This window comes from Paenibacillus alkaliterrae (genome assembly GCF_021532375.1).
GTDB lineage: Bacteria > Bacillota > Bacilli > Paenibacillales > Paenibacillaceae > Pristimantibacillus > Pristimantibacillus alkaliterrae.
In genome coordinates this window covers 15,866-33,469 of record NZ_JAKGAP010000014.1, presented here as the reverse complement: position 1 = coordinate 33,469, position 17,604 = coordinate 15,866, and the positions used below count along the sequence as shown (strand labels likewise).

Annotated in this window: 8 protein-coding genes; all 8 read left to right on the top strand. The window is 47.5% G+C overall.

The features are described from left to right. Nucleotides 1-30 precede the first annotated feature (30 nt). The 8 genes from L1N85_RS07935 to L1N85_RS07900 all read left to right on the top strand — a co-directional run bounded on the left by L1N85_RS07935 (nucleotide 31) and on the right by L1N85_RS07900 (nucleotide 17,530). Nucleotides 31-1,755: a phospho-sugar mutase gene (locus tag L1N85_RS07935; protein ID WP_235236909.1), complete on the top strand. Its 1,725-nt coding sequence runs from the start codon at nucleotides 31-33 to the stop codon at nucleotides 1,753-1,755. Nucleotides 1,756-1,789: 34 nt separating this feature from the next. After that, entirely contained in the window at nucleotides 1,790-3,928 is a 2,139-nt protein-coding gene (locus tag L1N85_RS07930; protein WP_235236907.1) for a DUF5693 family protein, read from the top strand. Next, a complete protein-coding gene (gene csaB / locus L1N85_RS07925) occupies nucleotides 3,889-5,043 on the top strand; it encodes a polysaccharide pyruvyl transferase CsaB (RefSeq protein WP_235236905.1) in 1,155 nt (384 codons plus the stop codon). Before L1N85_RS07930 ends, csaB begins: the two co-directional genes overlap by 40 nt. Nucleotides 5,044-5,050: 7 nt before the next feature. Further along, complete coding sequence (locus L1N85_RS07920) at nucleotides 5,051-5,812, top strand: WecB/TagA/CpsF family glycosyltransferase (protein WP_235236898.1); 762 nt, start codon at nucleotides 5,051-5,053, stop codon at nucleotides 5,810-5,812. A 103-nt stretch (nucleotides 5,813-5,915) separates the two neighbouring features. Continuing rightward, nucleotides 5,916-7,058, top strand: coding sequence for a glycosyltransferase family 4 protein (locus tag L1N85_RS07915; protein ID WP_235236896.1), 1,143 nt, complete (start codon nucleotides 5,916-5,918; stop codon nucleotides 7,056-7,058). 415 nt (nucleotides 7,059-7,473) lie between these two features. After that, entirely contained in the window at nucleotides 7,474-11,631 is a 4,158-nt protein-coding gene (locus L1N85_RS07910) for an S-layer homology domain-containing protein (RefSeq protein ID WP_235237109.1), read from the top strand. Between the two features lie 519 nt (nucleotides 11,632-12,150). After that, a complete protein-coding gene (locus tag L1N85_RS07905; protein WP_235236888.1) occupies nucleotides 12,151-14,928 on the top strand; it encodes a hypothetical protein in 2,778 nt (925 codons plus the stop codon). A gap of 130 nt (nucleotides 14,929-15,058) precedes the next feature. Beyond that, nucleotides 15,059-17,530: a hypothetical protein gene (locus L1N85_RS07900; RefSeq protein WP_235236886.1), complete on the top strand. Its 2,472-nt coding sequence runs from the start codon at nucleotides 15,059-15,061 to the stop codon at nucleotides 17,528-17,530. Nucleotides 17,531-17,604: the final 74 nt, after the last annotated feature.

Sequence of the window (17,604 nt, the reverse complement as noted above, 5' to 3'; positions counted from 1 at the left end):
TATCATAAATAATGAAAGAGGCTGATGAATATGACGAATCTAATGAATGATACGGTTTTTGCAAAATACGAGGCATGGCTAAATGATCCGCTGATCGATGCCTCAACGAAGGAAGAGCTTCGCGACATTGCGGGGCAGGAGAAGGAAATTACCGATCGCTTCTATCGAGATCTTGAATTCGGTACGGGCGGCCTCCGCGGCGTGATGGGCGCAGGCACAAATCGCTTGAACGCCTATACGGTAGGCAAAGCGACGCAAGGGCTTGCTAATTGGATTCTAGCCGGGGCTGAAGAGGGGGACAAGCCTTCTGTTGTCATTGCTCATGATTCGCGTAACTACTCGCCTGAATTTGCGCTTGACGCAGCGCTTGTGCTTGCGGGCAACGGCATAACGACTTATTTATTCGAAGGTTTGCGTGCAACGCCGCAGCTTTCTTTTGCGGTACGCGAGCTGAAGGCTTCAAGCGGCATTGTCATAACGGCTAGCCATAACCCGCCGGAGTACAACGGCTACAAGGCATATGGCGCAGACGGCTGCCAACTGATCCCGGAGGATGCGGAGCAGGTTATCGCAGCGATTGGCCGAATCAGCGGCTTCGCTGAAGTGAAAAGACTTAGCCGCGAGGAAGCGGAGTCGCAGGGGCTGTTGGTTTGGCTGGGCGAGGAAGCGGATCAGCAATACATCGATACGGTAGTCGAGCAGAGCTTGAATTCGGAGCTGATCAAGGGCGGCATCGGCGAGAAATTCAGCGTTGTCTACACGCCGCTTCACGGTACGGGCAACATGCCGGTGCGCGAGGTGCTGAAGAAGGTTGGCTTCAGCAACGTTCATATCGTTCCGGAGCAGGAAAAGCCGGACGGCTATTTTAGTACGGTAAAGTCTCCTAACCCGGAAGAGCGCGAAGCGTTCACGCTCGCAATCAATCTGGCGCAGCAGGTAGGCGCCGACATTATTATCGGTACGGACCCGGATGCCGACCGAATGGGTGCCGTCGTGAAGAACAATGATGGTGAGTATGTCGTTCTTTCAGGGAATCAGTCCGGTGCCTTGATGGTACATTACGTGCTTAGCCAATTGAAGGAGCGCGGCGAGCTGCCATCTAACGGCGTGGTCATTAAGACGATCGTGACGAGCGAGCTAGGCGCGGTTATTGCCCATTCGTTTGGCGCTGAAGTGGAAAATACGCTGACAGGCTTTAAATATATCGGGGAGAAAATGACTCAATACGAACAAACGGGCGAGCGCTCCTTCCTATTCGGTTATGAAGAGAGCTACGGTTATTTGACGGGAACCTATGCCCGCGATAAGGATGCAATCGTTGCTTCGCTATTGATTTGCGAGGCTGCGGCATACTACAGCAGTCAAGGAAAGACATTGTATGACGTGTTGCTGGAGCTTTATGCGCAGTTCGGCTTCTATTTGGAAGGCCTCGAATCGCGTACGCTTAAAGGCTTCGACGGCGTGCAGAAGATCGGCGCGATCATGGACGACTGGCGTCAAAATCCGCCAGCGGAGATCGGCGGCATTAAAGTAGAAAACGTGCTTGATTATGCCGGCGGCCATGATGGCCTGCGCCCGGAAAATGTGCTGAAGTATTTGCGCGCGGACGGCTCTTGGTTCTGCTTGCGTCCTTCGGGCACGGAGCCGAAGATCAAGGTTTATTTTGCGGTTAAGGGTGAGAACAAAGAGGCTGCCGCTTCGGCGCTGCAAACGTTAATAACGGCCGTTATGGAACGGGTAGACCGCAGCGAGTAAAGGAAAACGAACCTGTTTGGAACGGAGGAATGACGTGTTTTTACGTTGGCAGCAATGGAATCGGCGAGCAAGATTTGCCCTTTGGGTCATCGCCTTAATGGGCGTCGCGGCGGCATTGCCGCTTGGAGCCGTTCGAATGGATATAGAAAAAACCTCGAAGCAGGTTGAATATGTTTTTGATTACCGCGACATTGTCGAGGTATCCGAGCTCCAAGCGAAGCCGCAGCAATTTCTGGCGGAGCGCCTTGCGAAGATGAAGGAGTCCGGCATCACGACAATGGCGGTTTACGAGAGCACGCTCAAAGAGCTTGTACAGGCGGGCAGACTGACCTATTACAGCTCGAAAGATGCATCGCTCCTGCAGGGGAAGCTGGAGCCGGCCGGCCAAAACTTTACTTATATTTTATTTAATGGCCCTCAAGAGGAAGAGCAGGTTGGAGCCATCGTGCGAGCGGCGCTTGACCGCGCAGAAGCTGTATATCGGGAATGGTCATTTGACGGCCGTAACGGAATCGTCGCAGAGATGACGACGGCTGAAGCGGTTGTCCTAACGATGGATTTTGATCCGATGTCGTTGCAGACGATTAAGGACGCCGGCTTCGGCATATTGGCCAGATTCTCTGACCGCGTGCAGCCCTTCGACCGGGAAGCAACGGATGCGCAGCTTGCGGGCTTGAAGAAGCTTGGCGTTAACCGTGTGCTGTTTGAAGGCGATAAGGTTAAGGGTGCTTCTGATAAAGATAGCTTGGATGAGTTTGGAAAATTGCTCGATCAGCATCAAATCGGAATTGCAGCGATAGAAAATTTGAAAAAACCTCAACAAGGTATAAATAATTTAGCATATTCTACAAATTATAATGTTGTAAGGCTTTATTCTTTGTCTGAGGCTGACGGAATTGAAATGACACCCGGAGGCATTACGGATCGTTTTCTTTTAGCGGCGAAAGACCGGAATATTCGCATGTTCTTCTTGAACGGAACGATTCAAATGAATCCGGATAAGGTAAAGCTTGAACATTCTTTGGACAAGCTTAGTGAAACGATGGCTGGCGAGAATGGCGTTGCCGCCAAGCTTGCGGATGCTGGCTATGAGCCGGGCACGGCGCAGCCGCTGAAATATGAGCAGCTGTCATGGTCAAAGCCGCTGCGCGGCGTCGTGGCCGTAGGCGCGGTTGCTTTGATTACTCTGCTCGCAGGCGCATACATTCCGGGCGTTTACATTCCTGTATTTCTCTTGGGAATTGTGGGTAGCGCCGGATTATATGTACTCAACAGCTCGATCATGGAGCAGGCGCTTGCGCTTGGAGCCGCGATTAGCGCTCCAACGCTTGGACTAGTTTGGGTCATGAACCGTATTTACTCCCGAACCATTGGCGATCGCCGCATTATCGGCGGTACCGATTGGTCGGTTGCCCGCAGCCAATCGAATCAGCCGCAGCGTCAGCCGGGAGTCGTAATGAATAATGATGACCAAGTGAAATGGGTTTTCCCGTCTTTGTCGATGGGACGCCGCTTGGGCATTGCGCTTAACTGGTTTTTAGTCGCAACGCTAATATCGCTTACGGCCGTTCCTATCGTGTTCGGGCTTCTGAACAACATCACTTATTATTATGTGTTGGAGCAGTTCCGTGGTGTGAGTCTGCTCCATCTGGCTCCGATCGCACTCGTTGCGATTTATGTATTTTTGTATAGCAGTCCGTTGACCGCCCGCAAGGTGCGCGCCATTCTTGCTCAGCCAATCACAGTTATGTGGATTATTTTGGCTGCGGTCATCGGAGCTGTTGGTTTCTATTACTTGTCGCGGACAGGCAATGAGGGACAGGTATCCTCCATTGAATTAATCATCCGCCGCTTTCTGGAATCTACCTTCGGCGTGCGGCCGCGCTTTAAAGAGTTTATGCTTGGTCATCCGCTGCTGCTGCTTGGATTGTTCTTGGCGCTTCGCTACCGTGCAGCATGGCTGCTTGTGATCATCGGATCAATCGGACAGTTAACGATGGTCGATACTTTCGCCCATCTTCATACGCCGCTGTACATTTCGGTGATTCGAGTACTGCTGGGATTGGGTACAGGTATTATGATAGGCTGTATTTTGATTCTGGTTTGGCAGCTTGTGGAAGGAGCATTACGTAAATGGGCACCGGCAATCAAACGCAAATTCGTCGAATCGTAATTTCCGGCTACTACGGCTTTCGCAACAGCGGCGACGAGGCGGTGCTAAGATCGATCCTGCTTGCGCTTGATGAGCAGGGCAAAGCGCAGGGCGTGCAGGTCCAGCCGATCGTGCTTTCGGCTGATCCCGCTTGGACAAGCCGCATGTACGGCGTTGAGTCGGTCCGGCGAATGCACCCCGGCGACTTATGGAACGCGCTGCGCCGCAGCGACGGACTTATCAGCGGAGGCGGCAGCCTGCTGCAGGACGCAACGAGCGCGAAGACGATCCCGTATTACACGGGCGTCATGAAGCTCGCCCAACTGCTCGGCAAGCCAACCTTCGCCTATTCGCAGGGTATTGGCCCCGTGAATAGGCGCTGGATGGATCCGCTGATCCGCGGCGTTATGAAGCGCAGCGCCTATGTGTCGGTGCGCGATGCCGAATCCGCCGCTTTGCTCGCGCGGATCGGAGTGCCTTCGGACCGGATCGAGGTTGTACCCGATCCGGTCATGGGCCTGCCGCTGCCGGCTGGCGCAGCAGCCGCTGCAAGCGTGTCCGCGCTCCGCGCGGACGAGCCGCCGCTGGTCGGCGTCTCGCTGCGCCGCTGGCGCAGCGACGGCGCCGACCTCGCCCGCGCCGCCGAAGCGCTGGTCGCGCTGTCGAAGCGCATGCCTGTCCGGCTGCGCTTCCTGCCGTTCCACACGCCCTCCGATCGCGGGGCGTCGGAGCAGGTGCTGGAACGGCTGAGCGGCCGGCTCGGCGTCGGTTCCTCCGCCGAGCTGGCCGCCCCCGGCGACGACCCCCAGCAAATGCTGCTGGAGGTCAGCCGGTGCGACGCTTTGTTCGGCATGCGCCTCCATGCGCTCATTTATGCTGCGGGCCAAATGGTGCCCATGCTTGGCTTGTCCTACGACCCGAAGATCGATCAGTTTCTCCATCGGCTGGGCATACAAGCGATCGGCACGACGGATCGTCTCGATGCCGAAGCCTTCGCGGACGCAGCGTCCGCGCTGCTCGTTAATCGGGCGGGCTGGCAGGCTGAGCATAAGCCGGCAATCGACCTTTTAAAACAACAATCGCAAAAACCGGCGCAACAAATCGTTCAATTGCTGCGTCATACATTATCGAGGTGACTTCCTCATGTCGAAGCTAATACCAACAGTGCCGATATACGGCATACCGTTCTCCAAATTGAACATGGAGGAAACGGTACAGCATTTAACAACAGCCATTGAAGAAAGAAGGCCGACGCATGTCATTACCGCTAATCCGATCATGATCATGTCCGCGGTTGACGATGCGAAATACAAGGCGATGATCAAGCGGGCGGATCTCATTGTCCCGGACGGCGCGGGAGTCGTGTGGGCGGCCAAGTACGTCGGGCAGCCGGTTGCGGAGCGCGTGACGGGGTTTGACCTCATGCACCGCCTGCTCCAGGAAGGCGAGAAGCGCAGGTGGAAGGCCTATCTGCTCGGCACCTCGCAGGAGGTCATTGAAGCGGCGGCCGAGAAGCTGCAGCTGCAATATCCTCAGGTGCGAATCGTCGGCTTTCGCAACGGATTTTTTGGACCGGAGCAGGACGGGGAAGTGGTTGAAGCGATCCGGCAGGCTGCGCCCGATTTGTTGTTCGTGGCGCGCGGCGCGGATACGCAGGAGCCGTGGATCGTCAAGTTCAAGCAGAAGCTCGGGGTGCCGCTTATTATGGGCGTAGGCGGCAGCTTTGACGTCGTCTCGGGCAAGCTGAAGCGGGCTCCTGTTATTTTCCAAAAACTGCGGCTTGAATGGTTTTACCGGCTTCTTCAGGAGCCGAAACGGTACAAAAGAATGCTTGTTTTGCCGAAATTCGTCGTGAAAGTGGTTCGCGACAAAGAAAACGTAACAAAACCTCGGGCTACACCGTAAAAATCTCGCGAAAATCGTGAAAATCGGTTGAAAACGGGATTGGAGTTTCTTTTTCAATCGGAGTATAATTCACTTCGGTAGAAAGAAAAGGGGAGTTGCACACATGCCTGTTGGCTTGCTGTATACTATTGGATTTATTATCGCTCTTATATTAGCGCTGGCAATGACGCCGCTTGTTAAGAAGTTTGCATTTAAGGTCGGCGCCATAGACAAACCAAATCACCGCAAGGTACACACGCGCATTATGCCGCGTCTTGGCGGTCTCGCTATTTATATTGCATTCGTAGGAGCGTTCTTCCTCCTGTCGCCGTTTATTCCGGACGGCCTGCTCCGCGCCCGGGATACGAACATGATCAACGCGCTGCTTGTCGGCGGAACGATGATCATCATATTGGGCGCTTTGGACGACCGCTTCGAGCTGTCGGCCAAGGTGAAGCTGCTCGGTCAAATCGCGGCGGCATGCGTGGTCGTATTCGGCTTTGACGTGAAGATCGACCTGCTGAACATCCCGTTCGGCGAAACGATGCAGCCCATCGCCGGCTGGATCAGCATTCCGCTCACGATTCTATGGATCGTAGGCGTGACGAACGCGATTAACTTGATCGACGGGCTGGACGGGCTGGCTGCCGGCGTATCCGGCATCGCGATCGCGACGATTGTCGTGATGGCTTCGCTGATGGGCTTCCAGCCGGTAATTCTGCTTAGCACCCTGCTGCTGGGCGGAATCGTCGGGTTTCTCGTCTTCAATTTCCATCCGGCAAAAATTTTCATGGGCGACTCCGGCTCGCTGTTCCTGGGCTTCAGCCTGGCGACGCTGTCGATGCTTGGCTTCAAGCAAGTAACGATCGTCTCGTTCGTGACGCCGCTGCTCATTATCGGCGTACCGCTGTCGGACACGTTCTTTGCAATCGTTCGCCGCTGGGTGAACAAGCGGCCGATCTTCGCACCGGACAAAGGCCATTTGCATCACCGCCTGCGCGATCTTGGCTTCAGCCATCGCCGCACCGTCCTCATCATTTGGGGCGTTGCAGCCATATTCGGCGCGCTGGCGATCATTCAATCGGCTGTCGTGCAGTCGAGCGCAGCCAACTGGATTACCTTTGCCGTAATTTGCATGCTCATGTTCTTCCTGCAGATCGGCGCCGAGATTACGGGCATCGTAGACAAAACCCGCAGACCGCTCATTAACTTCTTAAGCCGCATGAGACTTCGACTCAAGGTAGATGCGGAAACGCGATCCAAATAAGGAAAAGCTCCTTTTCCCGCGCAGGCGGGAGGAGGAGCTTTTTTGTACGCTTTTAAATAGCGGTCTAGTTCAATATTGCTGGATATGCGGCGGTTCCGGTTTTTTGCTTACCCCCTCTGTGCCTCGCTCTTACCGCTCTTTGCTCCACTATCCCCCCAGCTCAGGAACAAATCGAATTTCAACTCTTCATCCGAATAAATGTCCGTTTCACTAAAAAATGGGGAGCTCCCAGCCGATAAAACAAGTACAGAACTTTTCTGCGGCAAGCTCGTCTAATAAATGGGCGCCCATGCTGGCTAAAGATGATAAGGGAGGAAGGTTTATACAACATTTTGCCGCACTGTCGCCGGATCATCTCTCATTCAAATACCCATGCTCGTTATATACATAAAGGAGGAACATCGTTTTGAAAAAAATGGTTTCATTCGTTCTAACGCTGGCCCTGTTGATTACATTGCTGTCTCCGTTCGGTTCTTCGCAGGTCGCAACAGCCGCAACCGGAAGCTTCAGCTTTCCAACAGAGCAGGATCTAGCCACCAAAGCAAGAGTAACGACGGACCCGCGCCTGACGCTGACGGGCTCGATTACGGGCGTAGACCCGGCATCGGTTTCCTATAGTGTCGTACAGGTTATCAATCACAAGGGCACTGACGATCCATCCGACGACCAGCTCGGCTCCAAGCGGGAGAACATTACGAGCAATATTTTTATCAATGGCTTTAACATGCAAGTATTTAACGTTGAACTATTCCCCGGGTTGAACCGCATTACGTTCAGAGGCATTCAGGGCGGCGGCGAAGTGACAAACTCGATCTATATCGAATATCATAACGGACCTGTTTTCTATGATTTGGTCGCCCAGCTGGATGGGAATACCTTTGCTATTGAAGAAGCAGGCACAACCGTCGTCTATTCTAACGCAACTGCAGGCAGGCAGTCCGCTGATATCAGCATTACGGGCTTCGCGCCCAATGCCCAGCAGGTTACGATAGACGTGAACGGCAGCAGCAGGACCTATTCCGTAAACAGCTCGAACAATTATCAGTTTGCGGCTGCTCCGATCACATTGAATAAAGGTAAAAACCTGGTCACGATAAAGGTGAAAAATGCCAACCAAACGGTGGAAACGACCCGCGAGGTCGCCTTCTATAATGGAGAGGTTACGTTCTACGATGTGAATTTAAATGGAACAGCCGGAGCGGCTCCAACGAGCGAAGCTCTGGAGTACAATCCGAACCTGCTCGTTTCAAACCCGAATTCAACGACGGTAACGGGTAAAATCATCGTTCCTAACTTCTTGAAGGACGACAGCAATCCATTGGACGGCATTCTTGAGCCGCATCCCGATCCAACGCGAAGCATTCCCATTAAATATAAAATTACGGGAAGCGGCGTTAATCTAGAGCAGCCGGCTGGCGCGGGCGCATCCGTTGCTGCTCCGGTAGGAACCTATACGGGCCAGGAAGCCTTCTTCATCTATGAATTCACAAGTCCTATCGGAACCAATCATCTAAATGTACTTCAATTCGATCGGGCCTATAACATTCAGCTGACCGCTGCCAATGCGAGAAAAGCATCATTAGGCCAACCCTCGGATGAGGGTACCGGCTTGATGGGCTTCTCCCTGCGGGACGCCGACGCCCGTTATATCGATACGATTAATTACTTGAACGGCTACCGTTCCGGAACAGGCGAAGCCTTAACCGGCACGGCGCTTGAGGGCGCAAACATGTACAGCGTTCCATTCGCCATGGAAGTGCTGGTCGGCAACCCGGATTTAAGCAATCTTTCACCTAATGTAGTCAAGGTAACAGCTATAAAAAATGTATCGAATACAAACGCGCCGGCGAGCTATAATTTTAATTCGGAAGCTAATATCGAGAACAAATCGGATGAACTGGTGAATAAGCTGGTTACGGTCAACGGCAAACTTTATAAACGCGAAATATTAATTTTCAAAAAGCTTCCTTTCGAGGGCACCCAGAAGATTACACTGGATGTTGGCGGCTCGGCCAAGGATGTCAAATTCACGATGCTGTTTGGTCCTTATGTAGGTTATACGAGCATTTTTGACAATATGACTGTCTATGACGATACGAATAAGCTGAAAAGCGATCGGATCGCCGATGTTATAACGACAGCTCTAAGCAATTTCAAAGGTACCGTTAACAACATCAACAACACGTCGGAAATTCGTTATGATTTCGACAGTAATACGAAATCGGCGCAAACCGTATTTTTCTATATCAATAATACGCCAATCAAGCTGCAGAAGCAGAACACCGCGGCGGCAGGTGCGGTAACCGATTTTATGGTTCTTGACACGGTTGCGGAACGCACGAAGGCATTTGACGCTTTGTTCAGTGGAGAGAATGAAATCAAGTTCGTCTTCCAAGGCAGCAAAAACTCTTACGAGAAAGCAGTCAAGCTGTTTCTGGTGCCTACGAATTTACCTGTTATACCGGTAGACGGCACAACGATTTATCCTTACGGCAGCAAATATACGGAGCCGCTTCCGAATGATCCGAATTTCGTGAATCGCGGCGGCATTTATACGACCAATGAAGCGAATATGAATGTATTCGGAACGTTTGATTTTATTGATTTTGTTGCTGCGGGTCTCACGGATGCGGACATCGTCAACAATATTCAAGCGAAAATCACTCAAATGGGAGTGCCGGCCAACAACTTAACGGCGCCGAATAAATATATTCTCAAAATCGAAAGCAGCATGCTCGCGAACCCGATCGTCTGGGATTTAACGAAGCAGCTCATCATTATGAGAGGCCCTGCCGTACTCGGGACCGTCAATAATACGGCAAATAATAATGTAGCTAATCTCGCCGTAAGATACGATATCGTTACGAAAACCTTCTCCTTTATTTTGGGGGCGCAATCATTAAACCCGGACGGCAGCTCGAGCGTATACTCGTTCACCGTATTCAACAACGGGGAGAATGGACCTAAAGGATCTTATCGTCTGGAGGTTGATCCAACGTCGTTGCCGTACACGCTCCTTCGTCCGATTTTGCCGAACAAATCGATCGTGAATCAAAACTTCATTGAGGTCATCATTGACGCTCCCGGAGCGAATGCCATTACGATCAACGATCAGGTCGCCGAAAAAATCGACTATGATTCGGATAACAATCCGGCCACGATCGAACAATTATACAAAAACACTTATCGCGTATTCGTGGATAAGCTAAAGGTCGGCAGAAATGAAATCGAATTCGTAATCTCAAGCGCGAACGACAAGGTGGAAAGCAGCTTTGAAATCACGTATGCGCCAACGAACATTCCAGGCGCGCAATACTTGGAACCGATGGCGAGCAATCATAAAGTATTCGAAAATGCGCTCAATTTGAAATTCGAGAAAGGTACGACGCTTATCCGAACGGACTTCAACGTACCAGCGAATTTGAAAAATCAAGTATTCAGCGGTCACAATGTGTTGTTCTCGATCGCCAACCCGGAGGACGGCGTCGTTGACCGCCGCGAGCTGGAAGCATGGCCGCCGAATTTCAACATCGTCATGGAGAGCTTTGGAACGAGATTCAGATTGTCCTATCCGACACGTTTCACCAAAGCCAGCCCCGTATACTGGATTGATGCCGGCATGGCGGATGATCCGGGGACGACGGCGTACGATCCGTTAACGAGGGGTGTGGATCCTTATCAGTTCCCGAATGCGACTGGGACAGGCGGCACGAAAATTCCGACCTACGACGAACGCCCGGATAACCGCGAGCTGATTACGTCGAAGACGGGGGAATTGACGCTTTCCTTCGACCCGAATATGAGGGACAGCGTAGGAACCGTTATTACGGTTTACCGCTATGACGTGAAAGCGAAGTATTGGGAAAATCTCGGCGGAGAAGTGGATGTGAAGAAGAACACGATCACGGTTCCGTTCAATAAGTTCGGTTACTATGTAGTCGGCAAAATGGTCTACTCGTTCACGGACATGACTACGCATCCTTATGCGAGAAACTTCCTCGAGGCGATTTATGCGAAAGGAATCATGAACGCCGCAGGCTTTGATGATTTTGGCTCCAACATGTTCGTTTCACGGGGCGAATTTGCGAAAATGATGGTTAAAGCGCTGGATATCCCGCTCAATTACGAGCTTAGCAAACCTCATTTCGACGATGTGCCGGCCATTATCAACCCCGATGCTCTATGGGATTATCGGTATGTTGAGACAGCGGCGCGCGAGGGCATTATTCGCGGCACCGGCCCGCGTACGTTCCAGCCAAGCTCGAATCTTACGCGTGAAGAAGCGTCCGTTATTATCTCAAGAGCGCTGGACTTGAAGCTGGCTACGGATGCCGACAAAATCAACAAGGATCTCGAGAAGACGTTTAAAGATGCAGGCAGCGTACATTTCTACGCGAAAAGCTCGGTATTGGCGATTGCGAAGAAAAAATATATTTTAGGCTCTTTCGTGGATCCAAGCAATCCGAAAGCAGGCTCCGTGTTCGAGCCGCGTTCTAACCTGCTTCGTTCCGACGCGGCGATCATCGTCGCCCGTATATTAGCCGATTTGAAGAAGCTGCCTGACATCGGCTGACAGCCGTACATGCAGCATAGGAACGGACCGCAGAGCGATTCTGTGGTCCGTTTTTTGGGGCTCACAGAGCCATGTATCGCGGTCATGTGAAACATTATCCATGGAAAATGTTACGCATATACGTAATCTATGAAAACGAGCTATACTAAACCACGTAGGAAGCGATACATAACGCGAGCGACAAGCTAGCAATGAATTTAAAATGAGAATTTTAAAAAGTTTTTTTGAAACATCGCAACTTTTTGAAATGGCGTGCGTTTAAATACATGACGTCGTTGCAAACGGGCGCGAAGATGTAAGAGACCTCCTTTCGTTGGAAGGAAATTGGAATGAATTCTCAACTTCCTCTTTACGGTAGGGAATGCCCATTGTATAATGTTAAAGTGGTGCAGGCACTCTATCATTTTTCACAGTTTGTTTACAAGTTTCTACCGCATGATCTGACAAAGGGTTTATCATGTATGTAGACACTATTTATATTACTTTATGCTCAAACTCTGGAAAGGGGGTGAATCGGCTATGAGGGAAAAGAGCAATTCATTTTTAACTAAAGAGATTAAACAAAACTCTCAACAACCGAAGGAAATTAGAGGAGGAGTAACAAAGGTTATGAAGAAAAAATTAGCAGCATTCGTATTGTCATCATCCATGGTACTTTCACTTACAGTTCCAGCATTCGCAGCAGCGACTGAAACTGATCCAGGTAAATACTTACAAGATTTGAACATCATCGCAGGCGACCAAAACGGCGACTTGATGGAAGATTCCACTTGGAAACGCCAAGACGTTGCAGTATTGGTTTCCCGTTTGCTTGATGCAGAAGCAGAAGCAAAAGCAACTGCAAAATCCCATACTTACGCAGATGTACGCGGTACTTACTATGACGGCTTCTTGTCATGGGCTAAAGCTGAAGGCCTTCTTGAAGGTCACTCCGCTACTGATTTTGGTTTTGACGAAGAGTTGACATACCAACAATTCGCAGCTGTAGTACTTCGCGCTCTTGGCGTTGACACAACTGGCGCAAACTACGCTAACGTTCCTGCGCTTGCTGTAGAAGCTGGAATCGTACCTGCAGGTACTGACTTCACTGCTAAAGCAACTCGCGGTGAAACTTATGCAGTTCTCGTTACAGCATTGAACACTGAAGTTCCTGGCACAGGCAAAACTTTGGGTCAAATTCTTGAGCTTGAAGGTTTTGACGTGGAATTTGCTGTTTCCAAAGCTGAACAAACTGGCGCTAAAACGCTTAGCGTAGAGTTTGCTACTGCAGCTGCTGCTGATGCAACTGTTGTTGTGAAAAATGGTTTCTTGACTGTTGACGGCGAAGTCAAATTTGCTGAGAACCGTAAATCCGCAACATTCGTAGGCGCTCTTGATTTCGTTGCAGGAACTTACACAATAGAAGTAACTGGCACTAACAAGAAAGAAGTTAAAGTTGAAGCGGCAGCAGTGTCTTCCGTAGAACTTCTGAACACGAATTTGCAAGCTAAAGCTACAACTCAAGATGTTCTTTACAAAGCAGTTAACCAGTTCGGAGAAGTAATGACAGTTAGCCCGACCGCATTTACTGCTACTGCTTTCAACATCACTAAAAATCGTTCTTATGCTTTGACTCCAGATGCAGTTAACAATAAATTCACTATTACTGCTGGTGCTACTGGTGAAGCAGCAAACATTGCAAAAGATGATAGCGTGTTGATCAACTTGATTCACAACACATCTACAAAATCCGCTCAAAAAACAGTAACAGTTGTGCCTCAATCTTCTGTTGCTAAAGTTGAACTTGGTGCGGTTGCAGCATTGAAAGACACTGCACGTATTACTGTTGGTGACAAAGGTCTTGTTCTTCCAATTAAACTTTATGACCAATACAATCAAGAGTTGCCTCTGAGCGCTGAAAACTTGGCGAACGTTGTATTTGTAACAAACAACCCTGCAGTTGTTCGTGTAAGTGACGATGCTGCTACTGCCACTGTGAACGAGTGGGGCTTGGTCACTGTAGACGGCAAACAGCAATTGCAATTTGCTGCACTTAACACTGCTGGTACAGTTACAGTTACTGCATTTATTCCGGCATCTGCTTCGCAATCATCGACTTCGGTTACAGTTAATGCTGCTGCAGCACTGAAAACAGTGACAATTCAGCAACCAGCTGGTTTGATCGTTGCAGGTGAGAAAGTTGAAGTTGCATACCAAGCAATCGATCAATACGATGCAAGTGTTAAATTGACAAATGCAAACCAACTAGTTTGGTTCTCCAACAATACAACTGCTGTTCCAGTAGCTAACATTGTAGTTGATGGAGACAAGAAGCTTCAAATCACTCCTGCTGCTGAAGGTGTAACAACAATCAACGGTTACCTTAACGGCCAGCTTCAAGGTACTATCGTACTTGATGTTAAAGCAACTGCAGTACCATCCAAAATCACTGGCTTGAAGGCAACTACTGTTGCTCAGTTCGTAAACACAGGTGCTCACACTTATGCTGCAACTGACTTCGCAATCGTTGACCAATACAACCGTGTGATTAAAGATGAAGCATTGACTGGCGCTTTGACAATTGCGAAAAAAGACGCTGCAGCTAACAAAGTAACAGTTGATGGTACAAAAGTTACTGGTTCTGTTAACCTTGGCGAAGAAACATTGACTGCAACTTACGCTGGTAAAACGCTTGACTTTAAAGTTAACGTTGTTGCTGAAAGCGCAGTTGTTGATTATGATGTAACAAAACCTGTTAACACTACATTGTACAGCGGTACTGTATTTACTACTGGTAAAACTGCAGCTGACTATGTTGGTACATTCGTACTGAAAAGTGGTTTGGATGTAAACGGCAAGAAAGTAGCTGTTGCTGCAGGATTCGATCAAATCATATCTTCTAATGCAGATGTTGTTGTTGTTGATACTGCTACTTACAAAGTAAATGCATTTGCAGGCAGCAATGATAAAGAAGCTGTTGTAACAGTTGTTAAAAAAGGTAAGATTGTTGCCCAAGTAACTTTCAAAACATCTAATGTTGCTCCTGCTGCTACAACTGTTAGCTTCAAAAACGACGTAGCAAAAGAAATTACTGCTGCATACAACTTTGCTGCTCAAGTAAAAGTAGTAGACCAATACGGTGTTGACATTACTGCTGGAACTACTGGTGCTTGGTACTCCTCTGATAGCTCGATTCTTGCTATCGTTGATGGTGCTGCAACAATCCCAGCTGCATTCACTGGCGAAAAAGAAGTAACAGTAACTTATGTAACTAGCAATGCTAAAGTTGCAGCTGTAACTGTTAAAGTTAAGAAATAATTATAGTTTTTACGAAAGAAGCCGAGATAATATCTCGGCTTCTTTTTTTTGAACTGTTGCATCTGGAATCGCAACAAAAGAATCTCCTATAACGTCTAATTATTATACATAATTACAGGGGGGGATCACTTTGAAAGCTTACATATTTTCAGTGCGTCGATTATTGTTATCTATTATAGCGGTATTGCTATGCTGTTCGATGATACTGCAAACGAACATAATGATGCCTGCCGCAGCTTCAAGTCAGAAGAAACATGCAGTAAAGCTAAATTCAAATGCTTATGTAACGATGCGAGATGTTCAATTTCTTGTTCAAGAAAAAGGAAAGGTTGCTTCTTTAACGATTGCAATTACGAATAATGCTTCTAATGAGATCCGTTTGTTTGATTATTGGGTGAAGATCAAAAACAAATCAGGTAAAACATTTAAAACAAATTTGAAAGAAACGGATAAGGCGAAAGTTAAAGTACAACCAAATAGCTCGATTTATTTAACATATTACGCTTTTGTTGACGATCAGACCAAACTGTCAGATTTGATATTTGATATTATTCAATGGGATTTATCAACTGCAAACTATGAAAGAAAATTAGGTAGTTTAAGCACATCTGTTGTTTCCTTTGAAGAGACTGCAGCTTTCAAGGCAAAAGTAATGCTGTTTGGAAGTACAAAAATTCGCGGCGCATTGAAGCAGTATACGCTTTATAAAGATCAAAACTATGGATATTTAACGCTGAACTTCCTCCTGGAAAATGTGGGATCTTATACAACTGATTTAACGAATCTCCACTTTGTTGTTCAATCGGAGGGATCAAGTGTCTATAACTTGGATTCAGGTACTATCACACAACAAAAATTGCAGCCTAAGGAAAGGAAAATCATATCGCTTCAAGCGGCTATTCCTTTGTCACTTTTAGGAAAAAAGCTTTCACTGGCCGTGGCAACAACGGAAGATGTAAATAAAATTAGTCTGCCCATTGGTGTTTTCGCACTTCCACAATTAAAGCCAAGCGTTGCTGCTATGCCAAGGAAACCGAGATTCATGTATCTTAACGGACAGCCGGTAAATGCAGTCATTGGCGATGGCTATGTGCCTTTTAATAAGGATAAAGAAGAGATTTCAATACCAATTACATTCGAGAATACAAGTCAATCTATGATTGCAATGCCGAGTATGGAGTATTATGTGAAGACGAAAGACGGATTATTATATCCATTAATTGCTGAAGCGGAAACAGAGCTGAAACTGTTACCTAAAATTAAACAAACGATTCATGTTTCAGGACAAATTCCGAATCAAAATATTTTAAAAAATAGTGAAATTATAGTACTAACGAAGACAGCCGAAAGCAATAAAAGTCATTTCCTAGGCAACTTCTCGATAGTAATTAATAATCAAGAAGATCTTGGGGGTACCATTGGTAAGTATGAAGGATTTGAGATCAAATTAAATTCAATTCAAAGAACACCTTTTGATAAATCAGATTTAATTGTGGCTCAATTTAATATTATGAATAAGAGTGAACAGTCTAAATCAAAGCCAGATATATCTGGATACTTTGTCATTAATGGCGTAAAGATCGATCCATCTAAATCAAGTACTGTAATATTAGATGATTTAATCACTGTAGGACCTAATCAAACTTATAGTTTACTAACCTATACTGAAGTCCCTTTTACTGCAAACATAAGTCGAATTGATTATGTGATGGCTGAAGAGGAAAATCAAAAAATCGGAAGTCCTATAAATAAATTTTCTCAAGATAAACTGTCAGTAGTACCGATGTTAGCACCTAAAGAAACCTATGACATTACTAATATAGGATATAAGTCTGGGGTTCGTTTTTTGAAATCCGGTATTTATGAAGGCCTCACTAATGATTTCTTTTACGCTGAGTTAGAATATACAAATAAAGAGTTGAGAGCGATGGATCCTTCACAGCTCGCTGGATATATTCAGAATCAATCGGGATCGGTAATTGGAGTCACCTTCTCGGAGTACAAACAGAGAGTGATGCCGAATGGTAAAGTCGTTCTATCTGCCTGGACCCAAATACCTCAAGATTTTGAGAAAGAAAAGATTTCTTTTTATTTTGGTCGAGCATTTAACGTTTTTCAGGATCAAGGAATGTCAGTTGTGAAGCCTGTATTCACAACAATTAATGTTAAGGATGTTGGAACTAAACAAGATCTAATCAACTTATCGTTTATGAATTATTCTCTTAATATGCGAAAATTATATGCGACTCTAAGCGTATCTGATGGATTTAATGTTGATGGAATTAATCTTTCTTTTCAGTATGATTTAATAAAAGATCTACAATATCAAGAAAATGCCGAAAGTCATAAGTTGTTAATCGAATTTATTGATCAAGGTGCGAATAAAGTAACATATTCCAAAGAATTTACGGTTGGGAACGATGTAGGTAAAGACGATTCACTCATAGAAGGAAAAGATATAACAAAAATGATAAAGTTCAACGATTCCGATGTTCACTTCAAGGTTGAGTATAAACAGTATAAAATTAATATTTATGATGTATTTCACGAAAATAAAATGCTTATAGCAACTAAAGAATTTAATTGGTTCAGACAAGAATGAACTTAGAATACGAACCAATTATAAAGTAAAACTGGTTTCTCCTACTTAAATCTAGTATCTTTATAGGAGATGCG

Bases quoted from the DNA above. Each gene is read 5' to 3' on its own strand.
- L1N85_RS07910 (WP_235237109.1), top strand. From the start codon at position 7,474: ATGGTTTCATTCGTTCTAACGCTGGCCCTGTTGATTACATTGCTGTCT.
- csaB (WP_235236905.1), top strand. From the start codon at position 3,889: ATGGGCACCGGCAATCAAACGCAAATTCGTCGAATCGTAATTTCCGGC.
- L1N85_RS07920 (WP_235236898.1), top strand. From the start codon at position 5,051: ATGTCGAAGCTAATACCAACAGTGCCGATATACGGCATACCGTTCTCC.
- L1N85_RS07915 (WP_235236896.1), top strand. From the start codon at position 5,916: ATGCCTGTTGGCTTGCTGTATACTATTGGATTTATTATCGCTCTTATA.
- L1N85_RS07935 (WP_235236909.1), top strand. From the start codon at position 31: ATGACGAATCTAATGAATGATACGGTTTTTGCAAAATACGAGGCATGG.
- L1N85_RS07905 (WP_235236888.1), top strand. From the start codon at position 12,151: ATGAGGGAAAAGAGCAATTCATTTTTAACTAAAGAGATTAAACAAAAC.